At 39.7% G+C, this 18,413-nt stretch carries 16 protein-coding genes; 11 read left to right on the top strand and 5 right to left on the bottom strand.

The genetic code is table 11. From position 1 onward, the window contains the following. The first annotated feature begins 167 nt into the window (after window positions 1-167). The 6 genes from HH219_RS03180 to folX all read left to right on the top strand — a co-directional run bounded on the left by HH219_RS03180 (window position 168) and on the right by folX (window position 7,149). Complete coding sequence (locus HH219_RS03180) at window positions 168-3,530, top strand: ATP-binding protein (protein WP_169326606.1); 3,363 nt, start codon at window positions 168-170, stop codon at window positions 3,528-3,530. A 189-nt stretch (window positions 3,531-3,719) separates the two neighbouring features. Continuing rightward, window positions 3,720-4,349 (top strand): YceH family protein, encoded by a 630-nt coding sequence (locus HH219_RS03185; RefSeq protein WP_169326607.1) that lies wholly within the window; start codon window positions 3,720-3,722, stop codon window positions 4,347-4,349. A 60-nt stretch (window positions 4,350-4,409) separates the two neighbouring features. Then, the gene (nadE, locus tag HH219_RS03190) at window positions 4,410-5,246 is read left to right on the top strand and encodes an ammonia-dependent NAD(+) synthetase (RefSeq protein ID WP_169326608.1); all 837 of its coding nucleotides are present in this window, start codon (window positions 4,410-4,412) and stop codon (window positions 5,244-5,246) included. Between the two features lie 239 nt (window positions 5,247-5,485). After that, the gene (folM, locus tag HH219_RS03195) at window positions 5,486-6,205 is read left to right on the top strand and encodes a dihydromonapterin reductase (protein ID WP_169326609.1); all 720 of its coding nucleotides are present in this window, start codon (window positions 5,486-5,488) and stop codon (window positions 6,203-6,205) included. Between the two features lie 25 nt (window positions 6,206-6,230). Next, entirely contained in the window at window positions 6,231-6,785 is a 555-nt protein-coding gene (gene folE / locus HH219_RS03200) for a GTP cyclohydrolase I FolE (RefSeq protein ID WP_054205260.1), read from the top strand. A 4-nt stretch (window positions 6,786-6,789) separates the two neighbouring features. Then, window positions 6,790-7,149, top strand: coding sequence for a dihydroneopterin triphosphate 2'-epimerase (gene folX / locus HH219_RS03205; protein ID WP_054205261.1), 360 nt, complete (start codon window positions 6,790-6,792; stop codon window positions 7,147-7,149). On the opposite strand, the gene HH219_RS03210 is transcribed toward folX, so the two are convergent. Then, complete coding sequence (locus HH219_RS03210; protein WP_169326610.1) at window positions 7,146-7,580, bottom strand: YqaA family protein; 435 nt, start codon at window positions 7,578-7,580, stop codon at window positions 7,146-7,148. The genes folX and HH219_RS03210 overlap by 4 nt on opposite strands. A 94-nt stretch (window positions 7,581-7,674) precedes the next feature. Continuing rightward, window positions 7,675-8,046, bottom strand: coding sequence for a DUF4870 domain-containing protein (locus HH219_RS03215; protein WP_169326611.1), 372 nt, complete (start codon window positions 8,044-8,046; stop codon window positions 7,675-7,677). 356 nt (window positions 8,047-8,402) lie between these two features. Here HH219_RS03215 and HH219_RS03220 point away from each other — a divergent pair, with 356 nt between their 5' ends. The 5 genes from HH219_RS03220 to HH219_RS03240 all read left to right on the top strand — a co-directional run bounded on the left by HH219_RS03220 (window position 8,403) and on the right by HH219_RS03240 (window position 12,775). Continuing rightward, entirely contained in the window at window positions 8,403-8,933 is a 531-nt protein-coding gene (locus tag HH219_RS03220; protein ID WP_054454444.1) for a TlpA disulfide reductase family protein, read from the top strand. A 100-nt stretch (window positions 8,934-9,033) separates the two neighbouring features. Then, on the top strand, window positions 9,034-9,735 hold the full coding sequence (locus HH219_RS03225; protein WP_054205265.1) for a spondin domain-containing protein: 702 nt from the start codon (window positions 9,034-9,036) through the stop codon (window positions 9,733-9,735). Window positions 9,736-9,745: 10 nt separating this feature from the next. Beyond that, a complete protein-coding gene (locus HH219_RS03230; protein ID WP_054205266.1) occupies window positions 9,746-10,450 on the top strand; it encodes a spondin domain-containing protein in 705 nt (234 codons plus the stop codon). A gap of 71 nt (window positions 10,451-10,521) precedes the next feature. Further along, the gene (locus tag HH219_RS03235) at window positions 10,522-11,250 is read left to right on the top strand and encodes a response regulator transcription factor (RefSeq protein ID WP_054205267.1); all 729 of its coding nucleotides are present in this window, start codon (window positions 10,522-10,524) and stop codon (window positions 11,248-11,250) included. Window positions 11,251-11,293: 43 nt separating this feature from the next. Beyond that, entirely contained in the window at window positions 11,294-12,775 is a 1,482-nt protein-coding gene (locus tag HH219_RS03240) for a HAMP domain-containing sensor histidine kinase (RefSeq protein ID WP_169326612.1), read from the top strand. A gap of 24 nt (window positions 12,776-12,799) precedes the next feature. On the opposite strand, the gene HH219_RS03245 is transcribed toward HH219_RS03240, so the two are convergent. The 3 genes from HH219_RS03245 to HH219_RS03255 form a co-directional block, all read right to left on the bottom strand. Next, on the bottom strand, window positions 12,800-14,980 hold the full coding sequence (locus HH219_RS03245; protein WP_169326613.1) for a S9 family peptidase: 2,181 nt from the start codon (window positions 14,978-14,980) through the stop codon (window positions 12,800-12,802). 301 nt (window positions 14,981-15,281) lie between these two features. After that, complete coding sequence (locus HH219_RS03250) at window positions 15,282-15,818, bottom strand: hypothetical protein (protein WP_169326614.1); 537 nt, start codon at window positions 15,816-15,818, stop codon at window positions 15,282-15,284. 11 nt (window positions 15,819-15,829) lie between these two features. Continuing rightward, window positions 15,830-18,157 (bottom strand): S8 family serine peptidase, encoded by a 2,328-nt coding sequence (locus HH219_RS03255; RefSeq protein ID WP_169326615.1) that lies wholly within the window; start codon window positions 18,155-18,157, stop codon window positions 15,830-15,832. Between the last annotated feature and the right edge of the window lie 256 nt (window positions 18,158-18,413).

Raw genomic sequence — 18,413 nt, forward strand, 5'->3', positions numbered from 1 at the left:
ATGTTCATTTATTGAAAAATGAAACAAATCAAAACGAGGGACTTTAAATGAGCTAACAAGCCAAAAAGCTGAATAAAAACATATAGTGTAATTTTTCCACACTATTTTTCTTTCCGTGATAAATTGACTATAGTTGAACAGTCTAACCATAAAAAGCTTAATCACTAATGCCGTTGTCACAAACACAAGATCACAAACAAATATATAAGTTTAAGCTGGCATTTTGGTTGTCACTTACTTTTATAGTGCTTACGAGCCTAGTGTTAGATCAAATAAGTTATAGCCGCGCTAAAGATGCGCATCGCTTGCTTATCCTATCCGAAATTAGCACCTATCGCACGCGCTTAGAATCAAAGCTTGTTTCTAATATCCAATTAGTACGAGGCTTAGCTGTTGCTGTAGCGGCGGAGCCCAATTTAGATCAGCAGCGTTTTGCACAAATTGCTGCACCATTATTTGATACCTCATCAGAACTACGCAATATAGGTGGAGCGCCAGATATGGTGATCCGCATGACCTACCCATTAAAAGGTAACGAAAAAGCCATTGGCTTAGATTTTCGTAAAAATAAATACCAACGCGCAGATGCCCTTCGCGCTCGCGACACTAATCAAATAGTGATGGCAGGGCCGCTGACTTTAGTACAAGGCGGTGAAGCACTGATCGCCCGAGTTCCTGTTTTTATCCCGCCAGAACAGCAGTTCTGGGGATTGCTTTCTGTTGTACTAGACATTGAAAAAATTTATAAAAATTCAGGCATTTATGAGCTTGAAAAAAATTATGACGTGGCCATACAAGGCCGCAATGGGTTAGGAACTAAAGGTGCTTTTTTTCGAGGTTCAGCAGAAATATTGGCCCGCGACCCGCTAGCATTTAATTTAAATTTTCAAGGGGGGGAATGGGAAATTTATGTCACCCCTAAAGCAGGCTGGGCCCCTCCAGGTTCAGCCATCTGGCCATTAAGGCTCGCCATATTAATCATTTGCGGATTGTTAATATGGGCATTTATGTTCTTCTTAAAAATGCTAAACCGCCAGCAACAAAGTGAAAAAATGCTGATCACCATGAGTAACATTGCAAAAATTGGCGCATGGTCATTTAGCCTTGAAAATCAAAAAGTTTATTGGTCTGATATGACCAAAGAGATTTTTAAATACCCGTTGGATAAGCAACCAGATTGGCCCACAAACCTTAATTACTTTAAACAAGGTGAAAGTAGAGACACGATAAAAAAACTCATTGAGCGCGCAATTAAGTTTGCCGAGAGTTATGAGGTTGAACTCCAGGTGATGAACTCTGAAAGTGAATCGATTTGGGTGTTAGTTCACGGTGAACCGGAGTTTCGTAACGGGCGCTGCGTGCGTATTTTTGGATCCTTGCAAGATATTAATACCCGTAAAATTGTTGAGCTAGAAAACAGTAAAATTGCACTTCATAATGAAGTTCTTGCATCTTTGACCGTTAATAATGCTGTTTTAACCGGCTATTTAAAACAATCTAAAGATATTATCACGCAGGCTATTTGCCAAGGGCTCACTGTTGAGCGCGCAAGTATATGGCTTTTTAATGAATCTAAAACCCAACTAATTCCTTTTGCTTATCATGGTAAAAATGTACATGAACATTCGATGCTGCAAGTATGGGAAAGCACTGAGCTCCATGATTTTTTCATTGCGGTAAACAAGCAAGCAGTCGTCGATGCCTCAAATGCCAAAAGTCATAAGCTTACAGCCCCACTGAGTCAAAGTTATTTAACGCCTTTAGGTATTCAATCAATGCTCATCGCCAGCCTTTCCGGCGGAAGTGGGACTATTGGCATTGTGTGCGCCGAACAATGCCAACATCCTCGCGTGTGGTCACGAAACGAAGAAAGCTTTTTAATTGCAGTTGCCGCTTTAATTGGCAGCTTACACTCTAGTGAGCAACGCATTGAAACAGAGCAAAAATTAGTAACCGCTAAAGAGGCCGCTGAACAAGCCGTTGCTGCTAAAAGCGAGTTTTTAGCCAGTATGAGTCATGAAATACGCACACCAATGAATGGTGTATTAGGCATGCTTAATATTGTGCAACAAACTGTGCTTGATCAACAACAAGCGCATCATATTGAATTAGCACAATCGTCAGCACAATCGCTGCTGAATATAATTAATGACATTTTGGATTTTTCTAAAATTGAAGCAGGCAAATTAGATATAGAAGAAGTGGCTTTTAATTTACCTAAATTACTTGGTGAAGTAGTCGAATCTTTTGCCTTGAAGGTAGAGCAAAACAATACTAAATTAATTTTAGACGCCACTCGAATAAACGTTAATAAGATCGTTAGTGATCCAAATAGATTACGCCAAATTATTAATAATCTATTAGGCAACGCAGTAAAATTTACCACCGATGGTGAAATTATTGTGATTGCTGACTTAAAAGACACCACCGATGGGACTTTCCTACATTGTTCTATTATTGATACTGGAATTGGGATTAAACTAAATAAACAAGCCACTTTATTTGATTCATTTACTCAAGCTGACACCTCAACTACACGCCAATATGGTGGTACGGGCCTTGGTTTAGCTATTGTAAAGCAGCTATGCCAATTAATGGATGGAGAAATTAATGTTACCAGCGTGCATGGACAAGGAAGCACTTTCACATTCTCTATCAAAGTAAAACCATTGCTCAGTAAAGCCAGTGACTTGCCAAGCCATATCATTAAAAATAAACATATATTAATTATTGAAAACTGCCCATTAAATAGCACGATTGCAAAAAAACAGTTAACGACATGGGGAGCTGAAGCAGAAATCATTAATGATTATTCACAAGTGGTTGAAATAATAAATGATGAGTATAAAAATCCAGACGCCATCTTGCTCGACTATTATTACTTTAAACAAGTCAATAATCATGATATCCAACGCTTAAAAGCATACATTAGCAAACATAAAATCAAGCTTATCTTAATGGCGCCTATGAGCTTATCTCAAGAAGATGCCAAACTAGAAATCAATGTAGATTGCATGATTTTCAAACCCCTTACTCCTTCAGATTTATTTGACTCTTTAGCAAATGAGAAGTTTATTGAGCAACAGCTTAGTAATAGCTCGCCAATCACTGATATTAAACTAACCAACCAAGGCACTGAAAATATTTCCACCTTATTGCTTGTTGAAGATAATAAAGTCAACCAAGTAGTCGCTTCTGCACTACTCAAACAAGCGGGTGTTAATTTCGATATTGCTGAAAATGGTTTGCAAGCTATTAACCAGTTAAAAGAGCGAGTCAAACAACCCTACCAATTGATATTAATGGATTGCCAGATGCCAGAAATGGATGGCTACCAAGCGACGCAAGCGATTCGTAATGGGGACGCCGGCGAGCTTTATAAAAACATAACGATCATTGCCTTAACAGCAAATGCAATGCAAGGCGATAGAGAAAAGTGCCTAACAGCAGGAATGGACGATTATTTAACTAAACCACTCGATGCAGGCGCACTTAACCCCAAACTACAGCAATGGCTTGGCAAACAATAAACGTGTAAGCTCAGAGTCAGTAATTTGAATTCAGGATAATAAAGCTATCTCCTGCGGCTATTTTAAACGCTAACTGCGTTGAACTCACTTGCAATAGGCCTGCTTAAAGGATAGTAAATAATTAAATCAATGTGTTAATAAATATCTTAACCCCAGTTTAGGTTAAGTAACAAAAAGAGAACATTTATTATGCTACTTAGCGCAATTCAACAACGAGTCATTGGTTGTTTGCTTGAAAAACAAAGTACAACACCCGAACATTATCCACTTTCACTTAATGGATTGACCAATGCCTGTAATCAAAAATCGAATCGCGACCCCGTACTCGCTCTAAGTGAAGCACAGGTGCAAGATGCACTTGATGAACTTACTACACAACGCTTAGTAACAACCGATGAGGGTATTTCTGGGCGAGTAAATAAATACGCTCACCGTTTTTGCAATACCGAATTTGGTAGCCTGCAACTGACTGAACAACAACGTGCAATTATTTGTTTACTGCTTTTACGAGGCCCACAAACACCGGGTGAACTACGAACGCGTAGTAACCGCTTAGCTGAGTTTACTAATGTAAATGAGGTTGAAGCTGCACTTAATGAGTTAATTGGCGCAGAGCATGTTGTTAAACACCCTCGCGAGCCGGGTAAGCGAGAAAGCCGCTACAGTCATTTGTTTGCCGATCAACAAAGTGCACTTGAAATTCAACCAAGTGCAGCTATTTCACCAGAACTAAAAGGTGAGGACCTGAATGATTTACTTACTGAAATAAACGAGCTAAAAAGCGAACTGCAAAAAATAAAACTGCATTTGGGGCTTTAAATCCCCCTTTTGAATTACATTATAATAGTGACAACCAGCATATTTAATTAGGAGCCCTGCATGCGCGCCCAGATCATGGCAGAAATGAAAGTTCAGCCAAATATTAACGTAGCAACCGAAATTACTCGTCGTGTTAACTTCATTAAAAGTCGCTTAATAGCCGCCCACTCTCGCTCTCTAGTGTTGGGTATTAGCGGCGGTGTGGATTCCTCAACATGCGGGCGTTTATGTCAACTTGCTGTCGATGCATTGAACAACGAGCAACAAACAAACCGCTACCAATTTATTGCCGTACGCTTACCCTATGGCGTGCAAGCGGATGAAGATGAGGCACAACTTGCGGTTGACTTCATTCAGCCAAGTAAACGCATGACTGTGAATATAAAACCTGCCGTTGAGGGTATGCATGACCAAGCGCTTGAGGCTGTTGTAGGCTGTGGTGAAGCACTGCCTGAGCAAGCACAAATTGACTTTATAAAAGGCAATGTAAAAGCTCGCCAACGTATGGTTGCCCAATATGAAATTGCTGGACTGTGCCAAGGTTTGGTTGTGGGCACTGACCACAGCGCAGAAAACATTACCGGTTTTTACACTAAGTTTGGTGATGGTGCATGTGACTTAGCGCCTTTATTTGGCTTATCAAAACGTCAGGTTCGTGCGTTAGCGCATCAATTAGGAGCGCCTGACTTACTCGTAAATAAAGCACCTACAGCCGATTTAGAATGTGATCGACCAGGCATTACTGATGAAGAAGCGTTAGGTTTAAGCTACGAACAAATTGATGATTTTTTAGAAGGCAAAAATGTAAGTGACGACGTAAACGAAAAGCTCATCGCCATTTATCTGCGTACTCAACATAAACGTCAAGCGATCCCAACTGTTTACGACGAGCTTTAAGCAATCAATACTCAACCAGCATGGCTTCAAGGGCAATTAATAGCAGTGAAAACGAATTAATTGCCCTGTTTTTACTTTTGTACACACTCACTGCCAGTGATTAAAGTGTAATGGCTGATCCCCGTAATTATTTTTTACGTATATCAAATACATCTTACGCTATAGGTGAAATATTACTGTAATTTAGTTTATAGTTAATGGCACTGAAATATAGCGTTAAACAGAGAACACTGAATTTTATGACATCGCCCATTTTGATAACAGGCGCAGGCCAACGCATTGGTTTGGCGTTAGCAGAGCATTTGCTCGCGACAGGACAAGACATCATCGTCACTTATCGTACTCGTCACTTGTCTATTGATGATTTAGAGCGTAAAGGCGCTACATGCCTGTACGCTGACTTTAGCCAGGATGATGCTATTTACTCATTCATTAATGAATTGAAGCACCACACAACAAGTTTAAAGGCGATTATTCATAATGCATCAAGCTGGGACTGCGAAACGAACAACCCTGACAGCGCTGCACTTTTTGATAACATGATGCGCATTCATGCAAAAACACCATACCTAATCAATTTGCAGTGTGCTCATCTACTATTGGCTTATCAAAATAAAAATAATACTCCCGCTGATATTATTCATCTAACCGATTATGTTGTCGAAACGGGCAGTCCAAAACACTTAGCTTATGCTGCCAGTAAAGCTGCTTTACATAATTTAACTAAATCATTTGCCGCTAAATATGCGCCACATATAAAAGTAAATGCCATTGCACCATCGCTGATAATTTTTAATGACGATGACGACGAACATTACCGCGCTAAAACCTTAAAAAAATCGCTAATGGGTATTGAGCCAGGCTGTGGTGAAATAATTAACAGTGTCGAATTATTACTAAATAGTCATTACATCACAGGGCGCTCCTTACCTGTTGATGGTGGCCGACACTTAAAATAAATAATTTAAAAGGATTGAGAGATTTATGCATAACGAATTAAAAAATAGTTACCAAGAAATTATTAGTGCTGTGGGCGAAGATCCACAACGTGAAGGCTTACTAGATACACCAAAACGCGCAGCAAAAGCGATGGAGTATTTAACCAAAGGGTATCGTCAAACATTAGATGAAATCACTAATAACGCCGTATTTACGTCAGATGCGGATGACATGGTGTTAATTCAAGATATTGAACTTTACTCTATGTGTGAGCATCATTTACTGCCATTTGTAGGGCGTTGTCATATTGCTTACATTCCTAACGGTAAGGTATTAGGTTTGTCTAAATTCGCGCGCATTGTAGATATGTACGCACGTCGTTTTCAAATTCAAGAACAACTTACCCACCAAATTGCCAAAGCCGTTGAAGAAGTAACAGGCGCAAAGGGTGTTGGTGTTATTGTTGAAGCAAAACACATGTGTATGATGATGCGCGGTGTTGAAAAGCAAAACTCAAGTATGCGAACATCTGTTATGCTGGGTAACTTTAGAGCCGATCCAAAAACCCGCAATGAGTTTTTACAGCTAATAAAGGGCTAATAGCATGGCGAATGCGATTATTAACGTCACCAATTTACGATTACGCACGTTTATTGGCTTTAACCCTGAAGAACGTGAAAAGAAGCAAGACGTAGTGATCAATCTTGAGATTCACTACCCTGCAGATGAAGCCTGTGAAACTGATGAAGTAGACCAAGCGCTAAATTATAAAGTGATCACAAAAGAAGTAATCACTATCGTCGAGCAAGGGCACTTTTTGTTATTAGAAAAGCTCGTTGCTGAGATATTAGCCGTATGTCATAGCCACAGCAGTGTGAATTACGCGAAAGTACGCGTTGATAAACCCCATGCTTTGCGTTTTGCAGACTCAGTATCTCTGACATTAGATTGGGTTAAAGCCTAAATTAGCGTGTCTAAACCTAGGGCAAAGGCCAGCACAACTAGATAGCGTGCGCCTTTGCCAAGACTTACAATCCATAAAAATGTCCACCAACGTACCTTAAAAATCCCCCCGACAACGGTCAGTGGATCGCCAACAATGGGCAGCCATGCAAACAACAAGCTATACACACCATATTTTTCAAAGCGAGCTGTAGCCTTATCAATATTTTCCTGCGAAACAGGAAACCACTTACGCCCCTTAAAACGCATAACTTGCGTGCCTAACCAATAATTTACGCAACTCCCTAATACATTACCAAGCGTCGCGCACAACCATAATAACCAAAGCAAATACTCTCCTTTGGCAACCATTGCCGTTAGTATCACTTCCGATGAACCGGGCAATAAAGTTGCCGAAAAAAACGCAGTAAAGAATAGGGTTATATAAGCCATGCCAACCTTTAAATTAAGCAAATAAAAACCCAGCAATTTGCTGGGTTTTATAATACGACTAATAGTAACTCAAAATAACGAGTGAGCTATGTAATTACTTAATCAAATTTAAACTCAGTGGATAATTAAATTCTTTTCCGTCATTGGTTTTAATTGCGCCAACAATCACCATAATGAACGAGAAAATAGCCACCAGAGGCAATAAGATAACGCCAATTACAGCGAACATTAAAATTAAACATACAATATAAGCAATTAATATCGTAATTTGAAAGTTTAATGATTTACGACCATGTTCAGCAACAAGTGGCATTTCATCTTTTTTTATTAACCACACTATCAATGGGCCAATAATGCTACCCATAGGCACAATAAACCCCGTTAACGCACTCAAGTGACATAACATCGCCCACATACGCTCATCTTTAGTCGTTACAACTGGTTCAACCTGTTGATTATCTTCCATTATCATCTCCTTGTTTATTTATCCTTTATCCTGAGTGTTTTCTGGCATAATGTCTAGGGCGTGTTGACCTTTGTGGATTGAAATTTGTTCAATCTAGGAGCGATTTAATCGCGGCGCGAGGTTTGTAGCCTAGTGGGCTAAGTAAAAACCGAGCAACAAAGAGTTAATCAGCCCCTAGGAAGAACCCTTTGGGCAGCGCATGTTTGGCATTTATACTGCGTTATCGCCTATTTGTGGGGAACAACCACACACCATAGGCGCTGCCTTGCCTAAATACCAAATAGACTGCTGCAAAATCAATCACGAAAGGTCAACACGCCCTAGATTATAATCAACATAAATAAAAGGAACTTAAAATGAAACCCCTATTAAGCCATATAGCTGCATTATGTTTAACCTCTTTTGCCTTAACGGCCTGTAGTAATAATGCTCATACACCAGAGCAAATGCCAGCTGCCACTGCAACCACTAACGACAAAGGTTATCAAACTTACATCCACGCAGGTGAACATTTTAAGCAAAACACCTTTACTGATATTGATAATCAAGAAGTGAAACTAGGTGATAATAAAAAGCTGGTTATTTTATTTGCCACATGGTGCTCTGACTCACAGCGGGTTATTAAGCAAATTCAAGCATCGCCACTGATCAATGATACTCAACTACAAATCATTGCCATAGGCCGAGAGGAAACAACACAGTCTCTTACCCAATTTGCACAAGATTATAACCTTGAATTTTCACTCATTGCCGACCCTGAGCGTGCCATTTACAGTCAATATGCAAATAAAGGGATCCCACGCTTAATTTTACTTGATGAGCATAACAAAGTAATAAAAACACTCATTGGTGAAGATCCTAATACCCTCCAACAGGTTGTTTGGTAAGGTTTAACTATACTGTGATAAAAAAGTGATAAGTTTGTGAGGCTTTCATGATGTCGGTATTTGATACTCGTACTCGAATCATCAATTACAGGAACTAAAAATGAAAGCTTCTACCCTATCTCTCGCTGCAATTGCAGTACTAGCAAGTCAATCAGTTATGGCTGCAGAACTTGAATTAAAACTTACTAACCTTACTCAAGGCATTCACTTCACGCCGATTTTAATTACTGCACACAATAACGAAGAGCACTTATTTGAAGTTGCAATGCCTGCATCAACGGCACTGCAAACAATGGCTGAAGGCGGAAATCTTGATCCATTAGTTGCACAGGCAACTGCCGCTGGCAGTGATATGGCAGCTAATCCAGCTGCTGGGTTATTAGCCCCGACCACATCAACAATGACTACACTTATGACAACTGACGGTAATGATTACCTGTCGGTTACTGCAATGTTACTGCCTACCAATGATGGTTTTGTTGGTCTTGATAGCTGGAAAATCCCAACAGAAGCAGGTACCTACACTGTTTATTTAAATGGTTATGATGCTGGTACTGAAGCAAACGATGAACTTGTCGTAGCGGGTTCTGGCGCGCCGGGCACACCAGGTATCCCAGCAGCTCCAGGTGGTAATGCAGGAACTGGCGGGGCAGGTTTAACCAGTACCGAAAGCAACACGAATGTACATATCCACGCAGGTAATTTAGGTGATGACGATCTAAGTGCTGGTGCCAGTGATTTAAGCAATACAGTGCATAGATGGTTGAACCCTGTTGCGAAACTCACCGTTACGGTTAAGTAGGAGCGCTGTTATGTTACGTTTTAATAAAAGCTTAATTATTATTGCCCTTGGAGCGAGTTTAGCTGCATGTGGCGATTCAAATAACAATGAAGTCGTTACACCGCCGACTCCTGAACCTGTTAGTTATCAATTTAGCGTAGAAGTAAGTAACTTAACCGCTGGGCAACCGTTCTCACCTGTTGCACTCATCGCACACAATGAAGGTAACTTATGGCAAATAGGTGAAAGTTCATCAGCAGCGTTAGAGTTAATGGCTGAAGGGGGTGATAATTCAGAGTTACTAAATTTTGCCTCTGCAATTGCTACCAGCTCGGGTGATGCACCGGTAGGCCCTGGCGCGCAAACGACCTTAACAGTCACAACCAGCAGCCTAGAAGAATTAAAATTATCACTTGCGACAATGATGGTGAATACAAATGATGGTTTTACCGGTCTTAACTCTATTGATGTGTCCGCATTAACTGTAGACGAAGCATTAACTCACTTCACATTCGCGTATGACGCAGGAACTGAAGCAAACTCAGAAGCAGAAGGTTCAATTCCAGGTCCTGCAGATGGGGGAGAAGGGTTTAATGAAGCACGCGACGATATAGACCTTGTTTCTATGCATCCAGGTGTTGTAAGCCAACAAGACGGGCTGTCTGGCTCCACCTTAAACAGCGAACACAAGTTTGATAATCCGCTAGCTAAAATCGTTATTACACGGACACAGTAATCATTAAACTGCCTAGCAGTTTAGGGGGAAGTTAGAGCTCATGGATGGGCTTTTTCCATTAGGATGACTGTATGCGCCATGAAAAAATATTAATCGTTGAAGACGACCGAGCTATCGGCCAATTAATTATTACCCAGCTTGAACCACTTAACTTACACATTGAACATGTAGAAAGCGCAGAGTTAGCGCTAAAAAAAATAGCAAAACAACCTTACGGTTTAATTTTACTCGATATTAATTTGCCACAAATGGATGGCTTAAGTTTGTGTCGTAAAATTAAAGAGCACTATCCCACCACGTCGGTTATTTTACTCACCGCGCTAAGCTCAGATATGGATCGAGTCATTGGCCTTGAAATGGGCGCTGATGATTATATCTGCAAGCCTTTTTTTGCACGTGAATTACAAGCGCGTATAAAAACTCAATTACGCCACCGCGCCCAAATACTTGCTGCAAATCCTAGTGTTGAGGAAGCTATCGCGACTGAAAAAAATATTCAACTAGGATCGTTGAATATTGAGTTTTCTAGCCACCAAGTATACCTCGCTGAGCGGGCTTTAAATCTCACAGCCACAGAATTTGATTTGCTCGCCTACTTTGCTCGCCACCCAAACCATGTTTTTAGTCGCCAACAATTACTCGATAAAGTATGGGGTTATCAACATAGTGGTTATGAGCATACCGTAAATTCTCATATTAACCGATTACGCGCTAAGCTTGAACTACACCATCAAGCACCTTTTATCGAAACAGTTTGGGGAGTCGGCTATAAATTAAATCCGACTCAACTGAGTAACTGATTAACGAAATAACACAGCTCAAAAAGCAACGGGTGAAAATCACATGAATTTATCTCTGTATCAAAAACTAGCATGGTCTTTAGTCGTTATTTTTTGTTTTATTTGCGCACTTGTTTACGGTTGGAGTAAGCAACTTGAACAAACTTCTCAGCATCATGGCGAGCAAAATTTACATCTACAACTTGCGGAACATTTAGTACAAGATAACCCGCTCATAAAACAGGGTATTTATGACTATAAAGCGCTTGAAAACCTATTTCATACTTTAATGTTATTAGGCCCTGCTTTTGAATTTTATTTTGTTGATCCACAAGGAAAAATCCTCACTTACTCAGCCGAACCAGGAAAAGTAAAGCGTAGCCATATAAACCTCACACCATTAAAGCGATTAATTACCGATCCAACAATTACGCCTTTATATGGCGATGACCCGCGAGATAATAATAAACAAAAAATATTTTCTGTTGCACCTGTTTATAATCAAGACTCATTGCAGGGTTATTTATATGTGATTATTGGTGGAGAAGCCTATGACACCACTCTTAACAATATCAAAGCCAATGATAATCTGTGGCTGGCTGTACTTTGGTTAGCGGCAGCTTTGTTATTTTTGTTTGTTGCAATGCTGGTTTTATTCCGCTTTTTTACCGCTCCAATTAAGAAGTTAGCAGCCGAAGTAAGTCTTATTGAAGCCGCTAATTACAGCTTAACCGATAGCAAACTATCTGCCTATTCAAATAAAAATAATGAAGTAGATAATCTTGGTAGAGGCATTCAAGCTATGCTCACGCGCATTGATGAGCAATTCAAAGCCCTAGAACAAAGCGACAAGCAACGCCGCGAATTACTCACTCATTTATCACATGATCTGCGTACGCCGCTGGCATCATTGCAAGGGTTTTTAGAGGTGCTAAACCAGCCTCATCGCCAATTAAGCACGCAAGAGCGTCAGCACTACCTTGACGTTTCTAGTGATAACTGTCAGCAGCTAAAACAATTAATAGAGCAAATATTTGAGTTAGCAAACCTAGAAAATGGCCAAGTGAAAATTCACCCAGAAACCCTTAATTTAGGTGAGCTAATTTACGATTGTGTTGCTAAGTTTTGTTTAACAGCCGATCACAAAGAAATTAATTTAAGTGTTGAGCCCGCGATTTGCGATTTTACCGTCGTTGCCGACATCGCCAAATTGGAGCGGGTTTTAAGTAACTTAATTGATAATGCGATTCGCCATACCCCTAGGGGTGGAAAAATCATTGTACATGTGCAGGATGTAGGATCTGAGCAGCTTTATGTGGATGTTAGTGATACTGGCGTTGGAATTAATCAAGATGAATTAACGGCAATATTTGAACCTCATTATCAAGCCAGTAATTCAAATAAAGCGGGCCGTCAACAAGGTGGTTTAGGCTTAGCTATTTGCAAAGGCTTATTGCAACTAATGAACAGCGAGATTAACGTTCAAAGTGAGTTGGGCAAAGGTACTCAGTTTCGATTTAATCTACCGCAAAAAATTAAGGCGTAACCTCTGTCACGCCTTGATTAATCGTTACTTTTTAATACCTGCTAGATCTAACATAAAGGCATAATTAAGCGCCGTGTCTTCAAGGCTTTTAAAACGCCCTGATGCACCGCCATGACCTGCTTCCATATCGATTTTAAACAGGAGTTTGTTATCATCTGTCTTAAAGTCACGTAGTTTCGCGACCCACTTTGCAGGTTCAAAATACTGCACCTGCGAGTCATGTAAACCAGTAGTAACCAACATATTTGGATACGCTTGCTTACTTACTTGGTCATACGGAGAATACGACAGCATATAATCATAATATACTTTGTCGTTTGGATTGCCCCACTCGCCGTATTCATTGGTTGTTAATGGCAAGCTTGCATCAAGCATCGTCGTAACTACATCAACAAATGGTACAGCCGCTACCATCCCTTGATAAAGCTCTGGCGCTTGATTTGCCACAGCGCCCATTAATAACCCACCCGCACTGCCGCCCATAGCAAAAATTTGCTCTTCATTGCCATACTGCTGAGTAACTAAGCCTTTGGTAACATCAACAAAGTCATTAAAGGTATTCTTTTTATTTAGTAGCTTGCCGTCTTCATACCAAGGGCGACCAAGCATTTGAGAACCACGAATATGCGCAATCGCAAATACAAAACCACGATCAAGCAAGCTCAAGCGACCACTTGAAAAACTTGGGTCCATTGTTGCGCCATATGATCCATAAGCATATTGCAATAATGGGTTAGTACCGTCTTTTTTGAATTTATCTTTACGATAAACCAAACTTACGGGTACTTTTACGCCATCACGTGCGGTAATAAATAGTCGCTCTGATGCGTAGTTATCTGCGTCAAAATCCCCCATAACTTGTTGTTGTTTTAACAGTGTTTTAGCGGTGCTATTTAAGTCAATATCATACGTTGAACCAGGGGTTGTCATACTGGCGTAATATACACGCAAACTTTGGCTATCTAATTCATTATTGCCGTAAGCATGAATCATATAACTGCTATCGTTAAAGCTCAGTTGTTGCTCATCGCCAGATGTTAAATTACGTATCGTTAAACGAGACTGACCCATTTCACGCTCTTTATACACCAGGTGATCGGCAAACAAGTCGATACCTTCAAGTTTAATGTCATCACGTGCCGGGATCAGCGTTCGCCAATTCGCTTTATCATGTGCTTTGTCTTTGTGCACAGTCATAAGCTGAAAATTCACCGCGTTAAGATTAGTGACGATATAATAAGTATCGCCATGTTTGGCAATGTCATACTCAAGGTTTTCTTCGCGTTCGATTAAGCGTGTTGGTTTTGATTTGGCATCGTTAGCATCAATCACAGAGACGCCTGAGGCACTCGTACTGCCATGCCAAATATAAATTTCTTGCTTGTCTTTACTTTTACCAAGGCCAGTGTAATAGCTGGTATTTGTCTCTTCGTACACTAATTCATCTTGTGCTTGTGGCGTACCTAAGGTATGGCGGTAGACCTGATAGCCAAGCAACGTTTGTAAGTCTTTTTTAATGTAATAAAAGGTCTTATTGTCGTTAGCCCAGACAATATCGCCATCGGTCCCTTCGAGCTTATCTTCTAGTAATTTACCCGTGTTTAAATCTTTCACTAAAATAGTGTAAATACGACGACTTACCGTGTCCTCACCGTACGCTAACAAATTACCATTTGGGCTTACAGACAAACCTGTAGCCGAATAATAATCGTGATCTTTGGCAAGCTCATTTACATCTAATATAACTTTTTGATCAGTACCTTTAGCATCGCTACTGCGAACATAAGTTGGGTACTCGTTTTCACCACGCGTTTGCGATGAATAATAAAAGTCACCACTTTTAGTAGGCACTGAATCATCGTCTTTTTGAATACGCCCTTTTAACTCTTCAAACAGCGTAGCCTGCAACGTTTTAGTGTGTGCTAGCATTGCGTCTGTATATGTATTTTCAGCATTCAGATGTGCAATAACAGCCGGATCTTTTCGCTCATCATCACGCATCCAATAATAATTATCGGTACGAGTATCACCATGAATTTCCATTGCAAATGGTATTTTATTAGCCACTGGCGCCGTTACACCTGCCATATTAATTTCCTGAGATACGCTAGCTTCACTAGCATTTTTTTGCTCTGGTGCTTTATTGCACCCCGCTAGTACAGCCAAAGATAATGCTGCCAGCGCAAAAGATTGAACAACTTTCATGATAAATAAATTCCCTTAAGTTATATAAACCAATTAGGCAGGCTCTTTAAGCTTCACTGCTATTGAATTGGTCTTATTATTTTTATTCCTTAAGCAATATATCTGATTACAGAGAACTTATTATATTGCTTTGTAACAGAATGTAAAAAGGGAGCCTAAGCTCCCTTTTATTCGTTATTACTTGTTTACTTCGAGAACTGAAATTTAGGATATTTTATTAATCTAAATATCCACTTTAGACCAGATCGAATTACAAAAAAGCCTAAAGTTACCTTTAGGCTAAATGAGCTAAACCGTAAAATTATTGTGCGCTATAAATTGTTTCTTGCACTTCAATACGAGCTTCTTTTACTAAATCAGCACTTCTCAACTGCTCTGAAAGAGCAAGAATATCTTGGCCTTCACTGATTGCTAATACCGCAATCTGAGTACCAGCAAATACAGAGATAACTCTCATGCCTAATGTAGAAGCAACTGAATGTGCTGAAACATCATCTTTAAGTAAAACCTTGATATTACCCGATAACGTTGACAAATTATTTGTAAAAATGTTTCTTACAAGCGTTCCCTTTGTCACAACTTCAGATGAAATATCTGCTTTGATCACAGCCATGTCGCCAATTTGCGATACCACGTGCTCGCCTGAAACTATGCTTGAAGGCACCAAACGTAGCTGCTTCTCAACTTTATAAGTACCAAAATCTGGTTTATCGATTTTCAAACTAGCAACTTTTTTCTTAGGTAACTCTACTAATTCTTTATCAAAATTAGTATTAGCCTGCACTGATAAAGATAAACACAAAGCAGTACTTGCAACCAATATATTATTTAATTTCATTTTCATAAACCTTATTCTTGACCTGCGTGACCAAACACTCTTAATGAGACACCTTCCAACACACTTAATGCTGTATTATTACTAATACCAGTGGCTTCTACAAAATTCTTATCTCCACCAGAAAGTTCAAAGCTTTTATTGCTTGTGTCTAGTAAGCGTATTGTCCATGTTCCTTTCGTTGACTCACCATAGAATGCATTTGATAGCATTACAGCATCTTTAAGTATGTAACCATTTAAAAAACCACTGCTAAAGTTAAGTGCAGGTAAGAATAAAGCCTGCTTAGAAGAAAGTAATACACTACGAGTGCCTGAAGGTGATGTAACTTCAATTGCTAAATCGGTACCCGCTGACGTTTGAGTGCCATCACTAACCGCCATGAGCATCTCTGAGTTACTTACATCAAATTTAAATTGAATAGCTTCAATATTTAACTCTTCCGCTACTTCAATTGTATGGGTTAAACCTGTTGCACTATTGTCAGGAATTTCTAAAGCTAAAGCATCTTCGCCAACAGCAGACCCTGCACCTATCCATGAAGAAATAACTTCCTCGCCTAGCACTACATCATAGTTTTTCGCTTTTGCTACTGCAGCACCTGCATCTACACGGCCAAATCCATATAAGTTATTGAAATTATAACCTGCAGAGTTTTCAACCCAACCTTCATGAGCAACAAACTCTCCTTCGCCCACAGTAAGTTTTACTTCTGCATTATCAGCATCAATCAATGTACTCGTTGACGCCAAAATATGACGAACATCACGCCACGTCAAATCAGGGTTTGCAGATAAGATTAGTGATACAACACCTGACGCATTCGGCGCGGCAGACGAAGTTCCGTTAAATGATGAAGTATAATTACAGCTTTCATTATCAGCATGCCCTGGGTAATTAAACGGGTATTGCGTTGCAGCAAATTCTTCACCAAAAGCGGCGGCCCAAGATGCGATCCCGCGGCCATTAAAACCTGAATAACCATTAATACAGGTCATTTGATCTGTTGTCACCATCGCTGGAGAAAAACGCCCAAATTCACCTGCGGGTGCAGAAACCATAACATTTGCACCAGCGGTTGAATAACTAGTGTGCTTACCATTAGCATTAACAGCTGCTACGCTGAAATAATATGGGTGACTTTGGCTAGGCTCAAATGCACCATTATAACAAGTTAAACCAAGCTCATTTGCACCATTATCTTTACATAATGAACCTTCATTTTCATCGCTATCAAATGCATTACCACTTGATTTAATATTAAGCGCACCTTTACCATCACGTAAGTGAATATTAGGATAAGACTCAATAGCTTCATTTAATTCTGAATAACTTATAAATGTCGGGAATGTAATACCATAGCTACGGTTAAAAGCTGAGATATTCTCTGATTTGCTAATACCACTACCAGGAAAACCATGAACTAGTAAATCTGTTTGAGGAATTTTATCACCGCCTAACAAATTCATACCTATCAAACCGGTGTCAGGTGCAACACCGCGACCACCTAATCCATTCCAACCTTTTGCAGCAATTAAACCTGCAACACTTGTACCGTGATCACCACTATTTGCTGTACTTGTAGGATCAGTTCGATCTACTACTTCAACATTTAGATTTATCGAGCGGTTAGGTAAAACATTGTCAATAAGGTCTTCATGACGAATTTCCATGCCTGAGTCAACAACAACTGCAGTAACCCCCTGACCAGTAACACCCATGGCGTATGCAACAGATACATTCATATCTTCACCGGCAACAAGTTCTTCTTCACTTTTAGCAAAGTCTTCATTAATTCTGGTTGTTGCGGCTTCTTCAGTAAAACCAAACCTAGTCACATATAGGTTAATCATACCTTTTTTCATTTCGTCGCTTAGTGCATACGCTTTTTGTCCAGTGTTTCTTAAATGCCACTGTTGTATAGCAAGTGGATCATTCGCTACACCTACAATGTTTATTTTTGCACTTGCAGATTTACTATTTGCAGATACAGTGTAATCAATTTCAGCGTCTTCACCGCTAGTTGATACGTACGTGTATGCCTTGCCATCTACAGTAAGTATACCGTGACTAAAAGTATAAACACCCTCAACGCCTTCGATTTCTTTATCATTTTCTGTAAAACTAAAACTTAATGCATCACCATCAGCATCTTTGGCTGTAATTTCACCTGTTACTGGAATCCATTGCTTAAGATCTGCAATAGCAAAATCACTAGCTGTAGGTGCTGAGTCTTGGACAACTGGTACTGTTTTAGCTTTATTATTATCACTTCCACAGCCAGCAAGTGAAACAACTACCGCCGCAGACAAGGCTGATATTTTAAAAATATTATTTTTCATGGACTCTCTTATCCGTTGTTTTTATTACGTAATAAGATACATAAAACAGGAACGCTTAACAACAAGTCGTTTACAGTTATTAACAAGTAATTGAAGCTGTGCTTTCTTAACCGTTTATTTTTCATGCAAAAAAAACATCTCGTGTCATAAATACAAAAAAAATCTTACTTTAAAAGCTTGAAATTAAAGTACTTAAATTAAAACACCGCCAATTGGCGGTGTTTTAATTTAATATAAAAAAAATTAATAAAAACGA

The organism is Pseudoalteromonas sp. NEC-BIFX-2020_015, from assembly GCF_012952265.1.
GTDB classification, from domain to species: Bacteria; Pseudomonadota; Gammaproteobacteria; order Enterobacterales; family Alteromonadaceae; genus Pseudoalteromonas; species Pseudoalteromonas neustonica.